The 17,889-nt window shown below is 63.7% G+C and carries 14 protein-coding genes; 4 read left to right on the top strand and 10 right to left on the bottom strand.

From position 1 onward, the window contains the following. Window positions 1-12: 12 nt before the first annotated feature. The 3 genes from glf to IC234_RS14315 form a co-directional block, all read right to left on the bottom strand. Entirely contained in the window at window positions 13-1,191 is a 1,179-nt protein-coding gene (gene glf / locus IC234_RS14325; RefSeq protein ID WP_190925792.1) for a UDP-galactopyranose mutase, read from the bottom strand. A 58-nt stretch (window positions 1,192-1,249) separates the two neighbouring features. Continuing rightward, the gene (locus IC234_RS14320; protein ID WP_190925789.1) at window positions 1,250-2,551 is read right to left on the bottom strand and encodes a glycosyltransferase family 1 protein; all 1,302 of its coding nucleotides are present in this window, start codon (window positions 2,549-2,551) and stop codon (window positions 1,250-1,252) included. Between the two features lie 174 nt (window positions 2,552-2,725). Beyond that, window positions 2,726-3,259: a GNAT family N-acetyltransferase gene (locus IC234_RS14315; protein WP_190925787.1), complete on the bottom strand. Its 534-nt coding sequence runs from the start codon at window positions 3,257-3,259 to the stop codon at window positions 2,726-2,728. Window positions 3,260-3,452: 193 nt separating this feature from the next. Between IC234_RS14315 and IC234_RS14310 the strand changes: the two genes are divergently transcribed. Next, entirely contained in the window at window positions 3,453-4,181 is a 729-nt protein-coding gene (locus tag IC234_RS14310; protein WP_190925784.1) for an MOSC domain-containing protein, read from the top strand. 14 nt (window positions 4,182-4,195) lie between these two features. On the opposite strand, the gene dapF is transcribed toward IC234_RS14310, so the two are convergent. The 3 genes from dapF to IC234_RS14295 form a co-directional block, all read right to left on the bottom strand. Then, complete coding sequence (dapF, locus tag IC234_RS14305; protein WP_190925782.1) at window positions 4,196-4,996, bottom strand: diaminopimelate epimerase; 801 nt, start codon at window positions 4,994-4,996, stop codon at window positions 4,196-4,198. A 97-nt stretch (window positions 4,997-5,093) separates the two neighbouring features. Next, window positions 5,094-6,917: a peptidoglycan D,D-transpeptidase FtsI family protein gene (locus IC234_RS14300; protein ID WP_190925780.1), complete on the bottom strand. Its 1,824-nt coding sequence runs from the start codon at window positions 6,915-6,917 to the stop codon at window positions 5,094-5,096. A 95-nt stretch (window positions 6,918-7,012) separates the two neighbouring features. After that, window positions 7,013-7,501 carry a DinB family protein gene (locus tag IC234_RS14295; RefSeq protein WP_190925778.1) on the bottom strand — a complete coding sequence of 163 codons (489 nt, stop codon included), beginning with the start codon at window positions 7,499-7,501 and terminating at the stop codon, window positions 7,013-7,015. Window positions 7,502-7,613: 112 nt separating this feature from the next. On the opposite strand from IC234_RS14295, the gene IC234_RS14290 reads away from it, so the two are divergent. From IC234_RS14290 to IC234_RS14280, 3 genes are all read left to right on the top strand, one after another. Beyond that, window positions 7,614-8,498, top strand: a complete 885-nt coding sequence (locus tag IC234_RS14290; RefSeq protein WP_190925775.1) for a class I SAM-dependent methyltransferase — start codon at window positions 7,614-7,616, stop codon at window positions 8,496-8,498. Between the two features lie 85 nt (window positions 8,499-8,583). Continuing rightward, on the top strand, window positions 8,584-9,537 hold the full coding sequence (locus tag IC234_RS14285) for a Ppx/GppA phosphatase family protein (RefSeq protein ID WP_190925773.1): 954 nt from the start codon (window positions 8,584-8,586) through the stop codon (window positions 9,535-9,537). Window positions 9,538-9,648: 111 nt separating this feature from the next. Further along, window positions 9,649-10,713, top strand: coding sequence for an Ldh family oxidoreductase (locus IC234_RS14280; RefSeq protein WP_190925771.1), 1,065 nt, complete (start codon window positions 9,649-9,651; stop codon window positions 10,711-10,713). A gap of 80 nt (window positions 10,714-10,793) precedes the next feature. Here IC234_RS14280 and IC234_RS14275 read toward each other — a convergent pair whose 3' ends face one another. From IC234_RS14275 to IC234_RS14260, 4 genes are all read right to left on the bottom strand, one after another. Further along, window positions 10,794-11,633, bottom strand: coding sequence for a murein L,D-transpeptidase catalytic domain family protein (locus tag IC234_RS14275; protein ID WP_190925769.1), 840 nt, complete (start codon window positions 11,631-11,633; stop codon window positions 10,794-10,796). A gap of 148 nt (window positions 11,634-11,781) precedes the next feature. Next, a complete protein-coding gene (locus IC234_RS14270) occupies window positions 11,782-12,423 on the bottom strand; it encodes a murein L,D-transpeptidase catalytic domain family protein (RefSeq protein ID WP_190925767.1) in 642 nt (213 codons plus the stop codon). A 274-nt stretch (window positions 12,424-12,697) separates the two neighbouring features. Continuing rightward, the gene (locus IC234_RS14265; protein ID WP_223827677.1) at window positions 12,698-15,145 is read right to left on the bottom strand and encodes a T9SS type A sorting domain-containing protein; all 2,448 of its coding nucleotides are present in this window, start codon (window positions 15,143-15,145) and stop codon (window positions 12,698-12,700) included. A 318-nt stretch (window positions 15,146-15,463) separates the two neighbouring features. Next, window positions 15,464-17,797 carry a TonB-dependent receptor gene (locus IC234_RS14260; protein WP_190925763.1) on the bottom strand — a complete coding sequence of 778 codons (2,334 nt, stop codon included), beginning with the start codon at window positions 17,795-17,797 and terminating at the stop codon, window positions 15,464-15,466. Between the last annotated feature and the right edge of the window lie 92 nt (window positions 17,798-17,889).

Genomic DNA, 17,889 nt, shown 5'->3' with positions numbered 1-17,889 from the left:
AAGCGGAAAGGGTTATTCTTGCTTCGGCGAGCGGCTCACTAGTTTTTCTACCAGCGAAGTGCTGCCCGAAATGGCCGGGCGGGCGGGTTTGGCGGCGTTTTCTTTTTCCGTCAGCTTCTTGTAAAGCGTCAGGGCCTGGGCCACCACCTGGTCCATGTTGTAGTACTTGTAGGTGGCGAGGCGGCCCACGAAGTGCACGTTGGGCGTTTCATCGGCCAGCTTCTTGTACTTGTTATACAGCTCGGCGTTTTCCGGCATCGGAATGGGGTAGTAGGGGTCGCCCTCGGCCTGCGGGTACTCGTACACGATGGCCGTTTTGGGGTGGTCCTGGCCGGTGAGGGCCTTAAACTCTGTGATGCGGGTGTAGGGGTGCTCGTTGGGGTAGTTCACCACGGGCGCGGCCAGGTGCTTTTCCTTATTCAGCGTCTCGTGCTTGAACTCGAGCGAGCGGTAGGGCAGCTTGCCGAACTTGTAGTCGAAATACTCGTCGACCGGGCCGGTGAAGATGATTTCCTTATAGGGAATGAAGTCGATTACCTCGTGGTAGTCGGTGTTCAGCATCACCTTGATGTTGGGGTGGTCGAGCATTTTCTCAAACATCCGGGTGTAGCCGTGCAGGGGCATGGCCTGGTAGGTGTCGGTGAAGTACCGGTCGTCGCGGTTGGTGCGGGTAGGCACGCGGCTGGTCACCGACTTGTCGAGCTGCGAGGGGTCGAGGCCCCACTGCTTGTTGGTGTAGTTCTTGAAGAATTTGTTGTACAGCTCGCGGCCGACTTTGCTCACCACCACGTCTTCGCTCGTTTTGATGACGTCCACCTTCTCGGCCATCGACTCGAAGAACTGCTCCACTTCGAAGCTGGTCAGGTTCAGGCCGTACAGTTTGTTGATGGTGTCGAGGTTGATGGGCATGGGCACCATCTGGCCATCCACCGAAGCCAGCACGCGGTGCTCGTAGGGGCGCCACTCGGTGAAGTTGCCGAGGTAGTCGAACACGTCCTTCGAGTTGGTGTGGAAAATGTGCGGACCGTACTTGTGCACCAGAATGCCGTCCTCGTTGTAGTGGTCGTAGGCGTTGCCCGCAATGTGGCTGCGCTTGTCGATGATGAGGACCTTCTTATTGCTGCGGGTGGCCAGCCGTTCGGCGAGCACGCTGCCGGCAAAACCGGCCCCAACGATGAGGTAATCGAACATGGTGCGTAGGGTATGGAAGTTTGTTTAGAAGGGACTACTTGAATAGAAGGCAGGCGAATTAGTTGGCCGAAGCCGGCGGCAGCGGCACTTCCGACACTTTGGTTTCGACCAGGGGCGCGCCGGCCTGGGTCGTGGTGGCGGCGTCGGGCGTTTTGGCCGCCAGGCGCTGCTGCATGAGGCCCACCATGGCCTGCCAGGTTTGGTCCCAGGAGATGGTGGCGAGGTACGCGTCGGTGCGCTGGCGCCAGTCGGCGTCGTCGCGCTGGGTGAGGGCCTTCTCGATGGCCTTGCCGAAATCGGCGGGGTTGTCGGCAATCTGCACCAGGTTCAGGTCGCCGTAGGGGCGCACCACGTCGCGAATCGGGGTGCTTACCACGGGGTTGCCGGCGGCCAGGTATTCGGGGGTTTTGGTCGGCGAGATGAACTTGGTGCTTTCGTTATCAGCAAACAAAAGCGTTGCTACATCCCAACCCTTCAAATAGGAAGGCAGTTCCTTATAGTCCTTACCGCCGAGGTAATGCACGTTGGGCGTGCGGGGCAGAATGGCCGGGTCAATCTTCACCACGGGGCCAATAATGACGAATTGCCACTTCGGGTGCTGCTGCGACAATGCGCGGAGCAACTCAATGTCGAGGCGCTCATCGACCACGCCGAAGAAGCCGATGCGCGGGTGCGCAATGCCGGCCTGGTCGGCGGGCTCGGCCAGCGGGCCGCGGGCCTGGCCGAAGTGCGCCTTGTCGATGCTGCTGGGGAAGGCGTGGGCGTCGGCGTGCTGCTCGCGCTTGGCCTCGTAGAGCGTTTGGCCGCCGGTGAACACGAGGTCGGCTTTTTCAAACAGCTCCAGTTCGCGCTTTTTCAATTCCGGCGGAGCAAACTTGAACGCAGCCAACTCGTCCATGCAATCGTAGACGGTGAGCACGGGCTGGAAATGGCGCGACTTGCCCAACGCCATGGGCGTGTAGTACCAAAAAACGTAGTTAGTAAGACCTTGCTCGTTAAAAAACTGGCTTAGAAGTTCAAATTGGGCCTGGTCGGCCGCAGCTTCGTCGTGGCGGAGGCGCTGGGGCAAGTGGGCCACCACCACTTTCAATCCGTTTTGCCGCTCTTTTATTTCGATGTGCGGCTCGATGAGGTCATCGGCATGGTAAAAGGCATCCTCCACGTAAAACACCCGGCCGTGCTCCGCAAAGCGGGAAAGCAAATGCTGGGGCCGCTGCCACACAAAGTCCCAATGCAAATGCGCAAAGCAAACCAGGTCGGGCAGGGTGTAAGGAGCAGAAGTTTCGGCGGCTGATGCGCTGGGCCGGGCAGCGGTGGTGGAGGCACGCAAGGGCGCTTCCACCGTCGATGAAGGTGGCATGAAAAGGGCAGGAAGATGAGTTTCGCGCCGCTCCGGAATAACAACAGGATAGAACGGCCGGGGCGCTTGTCCACGTATACGGGACCACCCGGCGGAAGGATATGGCTCAGCTTACCGGGCCAACTCTTTCTTAGCCAACCATAGATTATGGTCTATATCCAAGAAAATACGTAATTAAACACCCGTTTCTTCGGTCAGCAGGCACTGCCACTCCGCGGCATCTTCCCAACCGCTGCCCGTGCGCAGCCACTGCCGCCGGGTGCCCACCCGCCGAAACCCCGCCGCGCGAAACAGCCTCATACTGGGCCCATTACTTACCCCGACGGTGGCATAAATCTGGTGCAAGCGCAGCACCTCGCGGGCGTATTCTTTGAGCAATTCGAGGGCCTGCCGGGCGTAGCCGTGGCGCCGCTCGCTGGCCCGTATGGTGATGCCCACACCGGCCCGCTGGTGCAGCGGGTCGTACTCAAACAAGTCGACCACGCCCACCGCGGCGCCGCTAATTTCAGTAGTAACCACCTGCCGCAATTGGCGCACTACGTATATATCCGTAGTGGCATGCGCGAGGTATTCACGCAGGACTTGGCGCGACAGCGGCGCCAGGGTATCCGACACGCCCCAGATGTCGCGGTCATTCTCCAGCGCATAGAGGAAATCAAGGTCGTCGGGTTCGAGGGCGCGGAGGCGGATGGAACAAGGAGCCGGCATGGGTTGGGCAGAGGAATTGACGTGAGCTGGCCCGGTACGGTAACAAGCGTGCTGGTGCAGGCAGCGCGCCCGACTGCACGAATTAACCATAGAACGCCGAAACCGCTCGGCCGGGCAGCTCAGCAGCATTTCGCGGGCGTACTTTGGGAGCATGTTTTAGCGTTGGCCCACTAATCCAACGTTCTCGCCCCGCATGCCCATTCCCCTCCTTTCCCTTCCCGTGGCTTCGCTGCAAGTGGGCCGCCCCCGTACGCTGGGCGAGCCAGGAGCCGCGAACCCCCTGCAGCGCGCCTGGACCACGGCCCTGCTGAAAGCGCCCGTCATCGAAGCGCACTGGCTGTCGGAGCTGAACATCGACGGCGATGAGCAGGCCGACCCGCACAACCACGGCGGCCCCGACCAAGCCCTGTGCGTGTACCCGGGCGTGCACTACGCCCACTGGAGTGCGCAACTGGGCCAGCGAATGGCCGCGGGCAGCTTCGGCGAAAACCTAACCCTGGCGGGCCCGTGTGCAGAAAAAGACGTGTGCATCGGCGACATTTTTCAATATGGCGAAGCCGCGGTGCAGGTTTCGCAGCCCCGCTCGCCCTGCTGGAAAATTGCCCGCCGCTGGCAAGAACCGCTGCTGCCGCAGTGGCTGCAGGAAACCGGCTTCACCGGCTGGTACATGCGCGTGCTCCGGCCCGGCCGCATCCAGCCCGGCAGCGGCCTAGCCCTGCTGGACCGCCCCTACCCCGAATGGACCGTGGCGCGGGCCAACTCCGCCAAGTACGAGCAACGCCACGACCTCGCCCTAGTAGCCGAGCTGGCCGCCTGCCCCGCGCTGGGCCAGCGCTGGCTGCGCAAGATGCAGGGCCGCCTGTCGGGTGCCCTGCCGCTGAACGATGACGCCAACCGGCTGCAGGGCCCCAACGCCGGGTAACTCCCGGCGTCGGTTTACAGCTGCCCCGAAAACACCTGCACGGCCGGCCCGCTCAGCCACACGTTGGTAAAGCCGCCATCGGGCCGCTGCTCAAACGAGACTTCCAGCTCGCCGCCGGGCGTGCGCAGGCGCACCGGCGACACGGCGCCGCGCTGCGAGGCCGCCAGGGCCACGGCCGTCACGCCCGTGCCGCAGGAGAAAGTTTCGTCTTCCACGCCGCGCTCGTAGGTGCGCACGGGCCAGGGGTGGGCGGGGTCGGCGGGCACTTCCACGAAGTTGACGTTGGTGCCGGCGGGGTCGTAGGCCTGGTCGTAGCGGATGTCGTGGCCGGCGGCGAAGACGTTGAAATCGGCCAGGGTGGGATGTTCGCCGGGGTCCAGAAACTGGACGTGGTGGGGCGAGCCCGTGTGCAGAAACACGTCGCCCTCCTCCCCTATCTCGGCTTCCTGGGGCGCGGCCACGTCAATCATGTGCAGGCGCACGGTGCCATCGGGCTCCACGCGGGCGTCGTGGGGGCCGTCCACGGCCAGGAAATGGGCCTGGTCCTGAATCACGCCCACAAACTTGGCAAACGCCACCAGGCAGCGGCCGCCGTTGCCGCACATGGAGCTGGGGCGGCCGTCGGCGTTGAAATACACCATCTCGAAATCGTAGCCCTCCTTTTCGCGCAGCAGCATCAGCCCGTCGGCCCCGATGCCGAAGCGGCGGTGGCAAAGGTGGGCAATGCGGGCCTGGTCGGTTTCGTCGAACTGGCGGGCACGGTCGTCGATGATGACGAAGTCGTTGCCGGTGCCCTGGTATTTATAGAATTGCATTGGCGTATAACCCGATAAGAAGAACGTTCGTGCTGAACGCCCTGGCTTTGTAAGACTAACAGACTGCAAAGAAACCGTTCGGCCGCCGCAAGTTCCCTCAGTGCCCCTGTTCCGCGAGGTTGCCGCACCGCAGCCAGTTTTCCCAGCGCTTTCGCTTCGGGGCTATTTTGCCGCGCAGGTATTTTTCCATTATCAACGCGGCGCACGGCGCGGCGGAAAGGCCGCCAAACCCGGCGTTCTCGATGTAGACCGCCACCACAATTTTCGGCCGCTCGGCCGGGGCAAAGCCGGCGAAAGTGGCGTGGTCGTCGCCCTCGTCGTTTTGCACGGTGCCGGTTTTGCCGGCCACGCTGATGCCCACGTCGTCGAGGCTGGCCAGGCCGGCCGTGCCGTTGCGGCTCAGGGCCGCCACCATGCCCGGAATGAGGGCGTCGAAATGCACGCTATCGACCAAGGTGCGATGCCGCTCCCGGAACTTGGGCAGCGGGCCGCCATTGCCCACGCTGCGCACGAAATGCGGGGTGTAGTACCAGCCGCGGTTGGCAACAATGGCCAGCATGTTGGCCGTTTGCAGCCCGGTGAGGTTGATTTCGCCCTGCCCGATGCTCAGGGAATAAATGCTGCCATACGTCCAGCCGCACCGGCCGCGCCGGCGGTCGTAATAGGCCGGCGTGGGAATAAAACCGGGGCGCTCCTGAGGCAAATCGACGCCCAGCAAGGTGTCGAGCGCGAAGGATTTCACGTGGCGCGTCCAGGCGGCCAGGTTCAGGTGGCGTTGGGCGCAGGTGTCGACGGGCTGCACCAGCGAATCGGGGACGTGGTCAATCACCGATTGCAAGACGCGGTAGAAATAAGGATTGCAGCTGTACTTCAGCGCCATGGTCAGGTTGCGGGCGTTGGGGTGGTCGTGCACGCAGTTGATGAGCGACTGGTCGCAGCGAAACCCGGTGGCGGGCGTGATGCCGCCCAGCTGCAGGGCCACGGCCGCATTCACCAGCTTAAACACCGAGCCCGGCGGGTTGGCCTGCATGGCGGGGCGGTTGAGCAGCGGCATGTCGGGGCTGAGCAGCAGCTCGCGCCGGTCGCGGCCGCGCGCAAGGCCGGTGAGCGCCGCCGGGTCGTAGGTCGGGGCCGAAACGTAGCAGAGAATTTCGCCCGTGGCCGGTTCCAGTGCCACGATGTAGCCCTTGCGCTCGCCCATGATGCGCTCGGCGTAGGCTTGCAATTCCGTGTCGAGGCTGAGGTGCAGGTCCTGGCCGGGGTGGTAAATGGTGTCGGGGGCCCAGGAGCCGTGGCGCTGCCCCAACGCATCGACCAACGGGTGGTAGGCCCCGGGGCTGCCCTTGAGCAAGGCGTTGTAGTAGCTTTCGAGGCCGCCGTTGCGCAGGCGGTAGAACCGGCCGCGGGCCAGCCGCTGCGCCTGGTACAGAAACGGCTGGGCCGCATTGTAGGCGTAGCCCAGCACCGGCGCGGCCACGCGCACGGTGTAGTTGCGGGCCGAATACTCGCGCACCACAAGCCGGGGCCATTCCTGGCGATGACGGCGCAGGATGTCGGCTTCGCCGGCGGTCAGGTCCAGCTGCAGCGGCAATTCGCGACGGCGCAGGTCGCGGGCGCGGTATTCAAAAGCGCTGTCGGGCCACCCCAGCACCCGGTTGAGGCGGGTGGAATCGAGCCGGCCGCTGCGCGGCAGCACCAGCAAGTACCGCAAGCCGGTGTAGGCCAGCACCGAGTCGTTGCGGTCGAGAATGCGGCCCCGGTGCGGCGTAAAGGCCTCGCGGTGCGGCGTGTAGGTGTCGTGGGGCAGCACCACGCCCGCGCCGGGCAGGGGCGCGCGGCGCCACCACAGCACCAGGGCCAGGGCGGCCAGCAGGAGCACGAAGAGTACGGCAGCTAACTTCTTGCGGTGGGCAGGCAGCATCTGGCAAAGCTAGTGTTCTGCCGACAGGTGGGCGGGGCTGATTCGATGAACCGCGACGGCGACCGTTTGAAGTGGGCCAGCCAAGGGTTCAGCCCTCACCCCAGCAGCTTGCGCAGCAGCACAATTTGCCCCGCGTGGTAGAGGTAGTGCTGGGCCACGCCGTGCAGCATCTGGTAGGCCGTGTAGCTGCCTCCCTGCGGCGGCTCAAACGTGGCCCCGATGGTGCGGTCCAAGTCCGCCTCGGGCATGGTTTCGAGGAAAGCCAGCAACTGCTCCTGCGCCGTGCGCAACGCGGCAAGCGCCGCCTGCCAGCTGGCTTCGGTGAGGTCGGCGGGCAAGGCGGGCCAGTCTTCGGCGTCGCCGGGCTGCAGGGGCTTGTCAGCGGCGATGCGGCGGCGCACAATGGCCGTCCAGCCGGCCAGGTGCACCACGATTTCCCAGATGCTGTGTCCGTTTTTGATGGGGCGTTGCGCCGCCTGCGCGGCCGTGACGCCCTCCAGGTTGGTCAGCAGCGACGGCCCGCACCACGGGTCGCCGTCGAAAGCGCGGCGGAGCTGGTCGAGCAAACGAGGAATTTCAGGCATGGAAAAACAGAATTACGTGAACGAATACACCCCACGCATACGGCGGCCGCGCCCGAAAGGCTTGCGCCGGGCCGCACCGCCCAATCGCCCCGCCCCTACCTTTGCGCGCTCTATGTACGATTTCCTCACCACCTCGCCCTGGCCCGATTACGAGCTTATCGACAGCGGCAACTTTCAGAAGCTGGAGCGCTTTGGCAAGTACGTGCTGGCCCGGCCCGAGCCGCAGGCCATCTGGGACCCGCACCTGCCGCTCAAAGAGTGGGAACGCGCCGATGCCGCCTTCGCCCGCGCCCCCGGCTCTACCGAAAAAGGCCAGTGGCGCCTCAAGCCCAGCATGCCCGAGCAGTGGCTCATTGCCTACGAGCGCCCCGACGGCCTGAAGCTGAAATTCCGCCTCGGCCTGTCGTCGTTTAAGCACGTGGGCCTGTTTCCGGAGCAGGACCCCAACTGGCAGTTCATCTATAACCAAACCCGCCAGCGCCGCGCCAAGCTGCCGCGCGTGCTCAACCTGTTTGCCTACACCGGCGCCGCCACGCTGGCCGCCCGCGCCGCCGGGGCCGACGTGACGCACCTCGACTCGGTGAAGCAGGTCAACTTCTGGGCCCGCGACAACATGGAGGCCAGCCAGCTCGACGGCGTGCGCTGGCTGGTGGAAGACGCCATGAAGTACGTGCGGCGCGAAGTGAAGCGCGGCAGCAAGTACCAGGGCCTCATCCTCGACCCGCCCGCCTACGGCCGCGGCCCCAACGGCGAGAAATGGCAGCTCGAAGACGAGCTCAACGAGATGCTCAAGCTCAGCCAGCAGCTGCTCGACCCCGAGGACCATTTCTTCGTGGTGAACCTGTACTCGCTCGGCTTCTCGGCCCTGATTCTCGACAACCTCACCACGGCCATTTTCCCCGGTCCGAAAGTCGTGCGCGAGCTGGGCGAAATTTACCTGCACGATGCCGGGCAGCGCAAATTGCCGCTGGGCACGTTCTGCCGGTTTGCCACGTAGCCTGGGCTTTTAGTCCGCGCCAAATTATCCGCCGTATGGCACTTCTTCTTCGCTAAACTCGCGGACCAAAAGTCCGCGCTACTTCATGCACACGCCGCACGCCCATCGCCGCCTCGCGCTCATTGATTTGGGCACCAATACGTTCCACCTGCTCATTGTGGAATTATCGAACACGCCCGGCGAAAAACCGCTGGTGCTGCTGCGCACCAAAGCCGGCGTGCGCCTCGGTGAAGGCGGCATCAGCCACGGCGTCATCGCGCCGGAACCGTATGCGCGGGCCCTGCACACGCTGGCCGGCTTCAAGGAGGAAATTGAGCTGCACGAGGTGGAAGAAGTGCGCGCCACGGCCACCAGCGCCATGCGCGTCACCAAAAACGGCCCCGATTTAGTGCGCGACATCTTCGAGCAAACCGGCATCCGCGTCGACGTCATTCCCGGCGAGCGCGAGGCCGAGCTCATCTGCCAGGGCGTGCGCCAGGCCGTGGACCTGGGCGCCGAGCCGCACCTGGTGATGGACATCGGCGGGGGCTCGGTGGAGTTCATCATCGCCAACCAAACCACCATTTACTGGAAGCACAGCTTTGAAATTGGCGCCCAGCGCCTGCTCGACAAGTTCTTTCCGGACCCCAGCGGCGTGTTTCCCGCGGCCGCCGTCGAAGCCGAGCAACGATACCTCGGCACCGTGCTGGAACCGCTCATCGAAGCCCTGCAACGCTACAAACCCGTGAGCCTGGTGGGCGCCTCGGGCAGCTTCGACAGCCTCGCCGACATGCAGCTGGGCCAGCTACGCACCGACTCGCAGCAACCGCCGCGCACCGAGTTGGCCCTGAGCAGCTTCCAGGAAAGCTACCGCCACCTGCTGAGCGGCAACCACGAGCAGCGCCTGGCCATCCCCGGCATCCTGCCCATGCGGGCCGACATGCTGGTGGTGGCCGCCGTGTTGATTGATTACGTGCTGGGCATTTCGGGCATCACCCGCATTCAGACCTCAGCGTATGCCCTGAAGGAAGGCCTGCTGGCCGAAATGCTAAGCGCATAATTCACAGCCGGTCATGCAGAGCGCAGCGAAGCATCTCGCGTGCCCAAGCAAATAATTGATTGAATCAGTTAGAGCACGCGAGATGCTTCGCTGCGCTCTGCATGACGCCCTATGTCGACCTTCTCCTACAGCCAGCTTTTCACGTTCACCGAAAGCGTTTTCCGCAGCATGGGCTGCCCCGAGGCCGATGCCACGCTGGCCACCGAAACCCTGCTGTCGGCGGACCTGCGCGGCATCGACTCACACGGCGTGGCCCGGCTGGTGGGCTACGTGCGCCTCTGGGAGGCCGGCCGCATCAACGCCACGCCCCGGGTAGGCGTGACCTACGAAACGCCCAGCACCGCCGTGGTGGACGGTGACGGCGGCCTGGGCCTGGTGGTGGGCCCCAAAGCCATGCGCGTGGCCATCGAGAAGGCCCAGCAGGTGGGCTCGGGCTGGGTGTCGGTAAAGAACTCCAACCACTTCGGCATTGCCGGCTACCACGCCATGCTGGCCCTGGCCCACGACATGATAGGCGTGGCCATGACCAACGCCTCGCCGCTGGTGGCACCCACCTATTCCTTGGATAGACTTCTCGGTACCAATCCCATTGCCGTGGCCGTGCCCGCCGGCGAACAGCCCGATTTCGTGGCCGACATGGCCACCACCACCGCCGCCAACGGCAAGCTCGAAATTGCCCAGCGCAAAGGCACGCCCCTACCCGAAGGCTGGGCCCAAACCGCCGACGGCCAGCCCAGCACCGATGCCAACGCCGTGAAGAACGGCGGCGCGCTGCTGCCGCTGGGCGGCGCCACCGGCTCGCACAAAGGCTACGCGCTGGGCAGCATCGTCGACATCTTTTCGGCCGTGCTTTCGGGCGCTAATTACGGCCCCTGGGTGCCGCCGTTTGTGGCCTTCCTGCAGCCCTCGGCCAACCCCGTGGGCCAGGGCCTGGGCCACTTCTTCGGAGCCATGCGCGTCGATGCCTTTCGGCCCGCCGATGAGTTCAAAGCCCACATGGACAACTGGATTTCGACCTTCCGCAACGCCCAGGCCGTGGAAGGCAAAAAAGTACTCATTCCCGGCGACCCGGAGCGCGAAACGGCCGCCCACCGCCTGCTCGACGGCATTCCGCTGCTCGATGCCGTGGTGAAGGACCTGGAGGGTGTGGGCGCAAAGTTTGGGGTGAAGCTGTAAAGCCCCAACAGTGAAATAACCGACCACAAAAAAGCCTCGCGTGTGAACGCGGGGCTTTTTTTATTGGCTAAACCGGAACGTTAAGAAAGGTGATTCGCCGCCTGGGGCACCAGCGCGGCGATGGCCACCTGCTCGTTGAGGTACTGCGACGAGTAGCCGGCGTCGGAACGATTCACGAACAGGCAGGTGCCGCCCGTCACGGTTTCGATGATTTGGTCTTTCAACTCCATGGGCAGCGCGGGGCAGCCGAGGCTGCGGCCCAGGCGGCCGTTTTGCTTGATGAACTCTTCGCTCACGTAGTCGGCGCCGTGCATCACCACCGAGCGCGCTTCGGCGTTGGTATTGAAGCCTTCGTCCAGGCCTTCCAGCTTCAGCGAGCGGCCGTGCTTGCCCACGTATTCGCCGCTGGTGGCGTAGAAGCCGAGGCTGCTCATGTTGCTCTGGTCGGTGTTGGAGAAGTTGGTGGCTTCGTTCTCGCCGGAATTGTGGCCGTGGGCCACGAGCGTGTGAAACAGGATGTCGTTTTTGGCCAAGTCGAGCACCCACAAGCGCTTTTCGGTGCTGGGCAAGTCGAAATCGACCACCGTCAGCAGCTGCTTGTTTTCGTCCAGCTTGCCGGCCTGGCGCAGGTTGAGGTAGCCGGTCATGGCCTTGGCAAACGTTTCGAAGCGCAAGCCTTCCTGCTCGGCGCCGAGGGCCGTGTAGGTGGCCCGCAGCTTCTGGTCGAACACGACCTGGGGCGAGAAATCGACTTTGGGCAGGCGCAATTCGCTGCGCGCACCGCCGGCCATCGACTTCGTGACGGGGCCGGCCATGGGCGTGGCCAGGAACAAAGAAGCCAGGAACGGCAGCACCCGCCGCGCGATGCGCTGGCGCCGCAATACCTTCCGTTTGCGCTGAACTATGCTGGTCTGGTGCATGATAGGGAAAGAATAGCTGATGGAAAGGCGGCCCACCGCCCAAAAGACGACTGGCCCATAACCTTATACGAAAGCTTCGCCCGCTAAGGACGAGTTATCAACGACAACAACCTCCAAATAATTCCAAACCGCTATTTTCTGGGGGCGGCTACAGCCAGCCGCGCTTGAGAAAGCGCCGCCCGGCGGCCGGCCCGTCGAGCCAGCGCGAAGCCAGCCCGGGGCCGCTCACCAGCAGCAGGCTGCCCACGCGCAGCGTGGCAATGATGTCTTTGAACTGTTCGGGCGGCAGGGCCGGGCAGCCGCGGCTGTAGCCCAGGTGGCCGTGCTGCTGCACGTACTTCGGGCTGGCATAGTCGGCGGCGTGCAGCACCACGTACCGGTCGTAGGCATTGGCGTTCTGGCCTTTGTCGAGCCCTTCGATGCGGCGCGAGTAACCGTGGATGCCGTCGTAGGTGTCGGCCGTGCGGTAGAAGCCCAACGAGGTACAGGCCGATTTCTCTTCGTTGGAAAAGCGGCGGGCACGCAGGTGGCCCGAGCCTTCGCCGTGGGCCACGAGGCTGCGGTGCAGCACCTGCGCGTTCTTCAGGTCGATGACCCAGAGGCGCTCCACGGTGTTGGGCAGGTCCATGTCGGCCACGGCCAGCAAGCCGGCGCGCTCAATGCGGCCGGTGGGGTGCAGCGTGAGGTAGCCCACGCAAGCCTGCTCCAACACTGCCGGGCGCAGCCCGGCGGCGGCGGGGCCCAGGGCAGCGTGCAGCTGCCGGATGGCCTGGCGCAGGGTATCGGGCACGTTGGGAAGAACCGCCGGTGGCGTCAGGACCAACGAGTCGGGCGTAGGAGCCGGAGTAAAAAGCTCCGGCGCCGGCAACGGAACACCGTTCACGGCTGGGGATTGGGACTCGTTAGCGCGAAGCTGACAGCCGGCCGCAAGTAACCCGCTTATGGCCAGCACCAGCAGCCGTTTTTCCATCATTAAAGTAGTAAGCGAGTTCCCGTCTTTTGACCCAACCATTGTTTAAAAGTACTACAGAGGCTTTTTAGCTTCAGAATCTGAAGATAGTGCCTTACGGCACCAATAACCGCCGAACCACTTGGCCACAGCGCAGCAGGTATACACAGGTTGGTAGTCCGCTAACAGGCAGTGCGACGGCGCCCGTCCCCGCTTGCAGGGGCACCTGCCGCAGTAGCTGGCCGCGCGCGTCCCTTAGTTCGATGTATCGGAGTCTATTAGCCGGAGGGAGAGAAAAAGTAACTTGCTGCGATGCAGGGTTAGGGTATAGGCTCACGGCCGTGGTTGGCGTTGCGCCGGCAGTGGCAGTGGGTGCGCTGGGGTCATAGATGCCGAAGCTGTTCATAACTTTCGTTTCGTCGCCCACCGCCGTGAAAGACCCACCGGCGTAGAGTTGGTTTCCAACGGCAGCCAAGGCATATACTGCGCCGTTCGTGCCCGTACCGACGCGGCTCCAACTCGTGCCATCCCACCGGGCCAGGTTTTGCGTGGCCACTCCGCCGACTTGCGTGAAGAAGCCTCCCGCGTAGAGGTCGGAACCGACCACAGCCAGGGCCTGCACGTAGCCTTGGCTTGTGAGTCCGTTAGCTGGGCCGGAGCCCAGGCTGCTCCAAGCCGTGCCGTCCCACCGGGCCACCTGGTTGGCTGGCACTCCACCCGCTTGGTTAAAAAAACCGCCCGCGTACACTATGTTGCCTGCCACTGCCAGCGCCAGCACCGACCCACTAACCCCGGTGCCAACGCTGCTCCAGGCGGTGCCGTTCCAACGCGCGATGTTGCTGACCGTGGTGCTGCCGGCCCGATTGAACAGCCCACCCACGTAAAGGTCGGTGCCCACGACGGCGAGTGCCTGGACGGCAGCAGAGTTGGGATTGCCGACGCCGTTGGCGCCGGCCGGACCAAGGCTGCTCCAGTTGGTTCCGTTCCATTTGGCAACGTAATTGGCCGAATTTCCCCCGGCCTGGGTAAAATTGCCACCCACATATAAGTCGCTGCCTACTACCGCTAACGCGTACACATAGCTGTTTACGCCGTTGCTCGTGCCGGTGCCCAAGCTGCTCCAAGTGGTGCCGTTCCACTTGGCCACGTATTCGGCCGGCACCGTACCTACGTTGTGGAAGATGCCTCCCACGTACACGTCGGTGCCCGCCACCGCGATGGCCCGTACCTGCATCCCACCCGAATAGCTTCCGCTCGGCAAACTACTCCAACTCGCTCCGTTCCAGCGGGCAATTCCTTCGGCAACGACACCTCCGGCCTGCTGAAAAAGGCCTCCCGCGTACACAGTGTTGTTACCGGCTATTCCTAAAGAAAAAACAACTGCGTCCAGACCATTAGCAGCGGCCATATTAGGTGACAGAGGGCTCCAATTGGTGCCGTTCCACCGGGCAATGTTGTCGGCACGGCTGCCACCGGCGGTCAAAAATTTACCTCCCACATACACCTCGTTGGCCACGACAAGCAGGGAGTAAGCAGCTGCACCTATCGTACCGCTCAGGCCCGTGCCCACGCCACGCCACGTCGTGCCGTCCCATCGGGCCGTAAAGTCGGCAACCGCACCGGCCGACTGCCGAAATGCGCCCGTGATGTAGAGCTCCGTGCCAACGAAGGCAAGGCCTGTGACAATGCCGTTGCTCTGGCCATTGGCGAAGCCCGCACCGCCCACTCGGCTCCAACTGCTGCCGTTCCACTTCGCCAAGCAATCAACCGTAACGCCACCAGCTACCGAAAACCCACCGCCCACGTAGAGGTCCGTTCCCACTGGCAGCAAGGCCCAGACGCCGCCATTGTTAAGGGTGCCGATGCCCGTCCCCAGCGCACTCCAGGTAGAGCCGTTCCACTTGGCAATTCTATTGGCCGATACTCCGCCGGCCGCCGTGAAACTGCCGCCCACATACAAATCAGTCCCGACCACTGCCATTGCGTCAATCTCGGGTATTAGGCCGCTTACACCGTTGCTGAGGCTCGTGCCCAGCGCACTCCACGCGGTGCCGTCCCACATGGCCACGCTGCTGGCTGAGGTGTTACCAGCTTGATAGAAATTACCGCCCACGTACAAATCAGAACCAATGATGGCAAGCGCCAGCACCAAAGCAGTCTGTGTGCTATTGGTGCCTATGCCAGTCCCCAAGCTGGTCCAGTTGGCGCTGCTCCATTTGGCCACGCTACGGGCGGTTATTCCACCGGCCTGCGTAAAGCGGCCGCCCACATAAAGGTCAGTACCAACCGCCAATAGGGCGTAAACCGGGCCGTTGGTTCCGTTTGCGGCACCGTTGCCCAAGCTGCTCCAACTCGTGCCGCCCCACCGCGCTATGTTGCGCGCCACGACGTTGCCAACGGTAGAAAAGTCGCCACCTATGTAAATATTTGTGCCCGAGCGCACCACGGTACGGACGGTGTTATTGGTGCCAGCCATGCCGAAGCCCGGTTGCCAGTATTCGTCGCCCGCACCGGCAGTTGACCTTTGCCGAAAAAATGGCTTGCCGTCCGGTGCTGTGAACATCTTAAACTGGTGCGCATCAAACGAGCCTTGCGCTCCCGGCCGTAGGGAACCGTCGGGGTTGAGGACGATGGCTAACGAAGGGGCCGGGCTGGCTGCCACTGTCGGGCCTGTAGGCGAGCTAGCCATGGCCTGCAACCCTGCCAACGATAGCAAGCAGGTTAGCAGATACACCCATTGCCTCAAACGCGGCAGATAATTAGGGCGAACAGAGGGTAGATTTTTTTTCATAAAACCGCGAAGTATGGTGTTTTCAAAGATAAGACAGGCTTCGGGTAGGCCTCTATTTTTTGAAAACACTGCGCTTCGCGGCCAATAGAATTAGAAAAACACGCTGGCGTTCAGCTTGGCATAGAAAGGCGTGCCGGGGGTAAAATGCAGCTCGTCCACTCCCTCGGCCGCCTCGCCGGGCAGGCGGCTTTGGGTGGCAAACTGGGCCTGGTTCCAGGCCACGTTGAGCAGGTTCTCCGCAGAGGCACCGAACTGGAAGCGGGGCGTAGTGTAGCTCAGCACGGCGTCGAGCAGGAAGTAGCCGCGCGCCCGGATGCTGCCATCGTCGTTGGCCGGGCGCGAGTCGATGTGGCGGTAGCGCAGGCTGCCGCTCAGGCCGCGCGGGGCCTTGTAGGTGAGCCCGCCGGTGCTGGTGAACGTGGGCGCTAGCGGAATGTAGTTGGCGCCGGCTTCGGCCTGCAGCTGGCGGCCGTGGTTGTAGTTGAAGTCGCCGTCGAGGAACAACCGGCGGCCGAGCTGGTAGCGCAGGGCCACGTCGAGGCCGTAGCGCTGGGTGGGGCCGGTGCTTTCGGTGATGCCTTCGTCGCCCACGTACACCAGTTCGTCCTGCAGGTGCAGGCTCCAGAGGGCTGCGTTCACCACCAGGCTGGGCAGGGGCTTAAATGTGCTGCCCAGCTCGTAGCCCAAGGCGCGGGGCAGCACGTTGGCCGTAGCGTCGCGGATAACGCCGCGGGCATCGTTGGAATGGAAGCCCAGGCCCGAGCGGGCAAACAGCTGCACCGCGGGCGTGAGCTGGTAGTACAGGTTCAGCTTGGGCGACACGCGGGCGTGGCGCACCCGGCCCCGTAGCGGCTCCAGCTGCCCGGTGGCCTCGTCGGCCAGCTGCCCGCGAAAATCAAACGTGAAGAAATCGGCGCGCAGGGCGGCGTTCACCGTGAGGCGGTCCGTCAGGTCGAGGGTTTCGTCGAGGTAGGCGTTGAGGTTTTGCTCGAAGAGGCGGCCCGTGGTGGTGGTCGCGGTAATCTGGCGCCGGGTGGCCCGGAACAGGCCCAGGGTGGAAAAGTCGTTGCGCGTGCCCACGCCCAGGGTGCTGTGCAGCGAACGGGCCCCGAACTGGTCGGCGCGCTCATAGGTGGCCGTGTAGCCGAACAGGTGCCGGTCGTCGGTCTGCTCGATTTCATCGCCGTTCACGGAGTCGCGCAGGAAGAAGGTAAAGTTGGAAAACAAGCCGAAATCGTACTTCGAATAGTAGGCCTGCTGGCGCAGCACGGCATCGTGCGGCAGCGCCGTGCTGAGGATAACGCTGGCGTTGGTGCGGCCGGTGCGGCCGCCCTCGGTGGGGTCGATGCTGCCGTAGCGCGAGATGCGGCCGTCGCGCACGGCGCGCTCCGGAATCTGTCCGCTGGCGTCCCAATTGGAAGTAAAATGCGAGCCCAGCAGCGTGAGCGAGGTGCGCTCCGACAGCTGGCCGGTGTATTTCGCCAAGCCGTTGAAACGCTTGAAATGCTGCGGCGCGTCGAAGTAGGCGTTGGTGAAGTTGTACTCGGCGGCCACGTAGGCGCTTTCCGGACGCTTGCTGAGTAGGTGGCGGCCAGCACCCAGCAGGTCCAGCAGCACCAACGCCCGGTACGTGTCAAACTGGCCCACCTCCAGCTTTGCCTGGCTGCGCTCCAGCCGGGTTTTGGTGGTGAATTCGCCCGCGCCGGCCGTGGCAAAATCGCCGAAGCGCGCCGTGTAGGGTCCTTTGTATACTTTCAATTGCTCCACCGTTTCGGGTATCACGAAGTGAAAATCGGCGTAGCCCTGGCCGTGGGCGTGGCTCACCATGTTCACGGGCAGCCCATCGATACTCACGGCGAAATCGGTGCCGTGGTCACAGTCGAAGCCGCGCAGGAAAATCTGCTCGGCCTTGCCGCCCCCCGCATGCTGCGCAATGAACAGGCCCGGCACCAGCCGCAACAGGTCTTGGGCCGAGTTGATGGGCCGCAGTGCTTGGTCGATGTGCGAGATGGCAGCCAGGCTCTGGTTGGGGTCGCGGGGCTGGCTCACGGTCACTTCCGCAAGGTTGAGCGTGGTGGCAGCCACGCGCAGGCTCAGGCGCTGAGTTTCGCCGGCGGCCAGCGTCACGGGCACAGATTGAGCACGGTAGCCCAGGGCGCCCACGCGCAGTGTGTAGCTACCAGTGGGCAGTCCGCCCAATCGGAAGTTGCCCAGCGCATCGGTAGCTGTGCCACCGGGTTGGCCCTGCAGGCCCACGCTCACGCCCGCCAGCGGCTGTCCGGAGGCAGAATCGGCCACCGTGCCGCGCAACGTGGCGGTGTTTTGGGCATGGGCCGACGGGGCAGCCAGCCCAATCAGCAGCGCGCACGCACCGCGCCGGGCCCACTTGCGGTGGGCTCTTTTCAGTAAAAAAGTAACGTTCATAACGCCGGGAATGCGACGCCGGCGGGGCACTTTTGGGCCCCTGCACAGCTTCAATGCGAGAATAAGGTGAAGTGGCGCGCTTGCCCGTGGGG

It is taken from the genome of Hymenobacter armeniacus (genome assembly GCF_014699055.1).
In the GTDB taxonomy this organism is placed as follows: Bacteria; Bacteroidota; Bacteroidia; order Cytophagales; family Hymenobacteraceae; genus Hymenobacter; species Hymenobacter armeniacus.
Note: the sequence above shows the minus strand (reverse complement) of the source record. Positions and strands in the feature narration are given on the sequence as shown.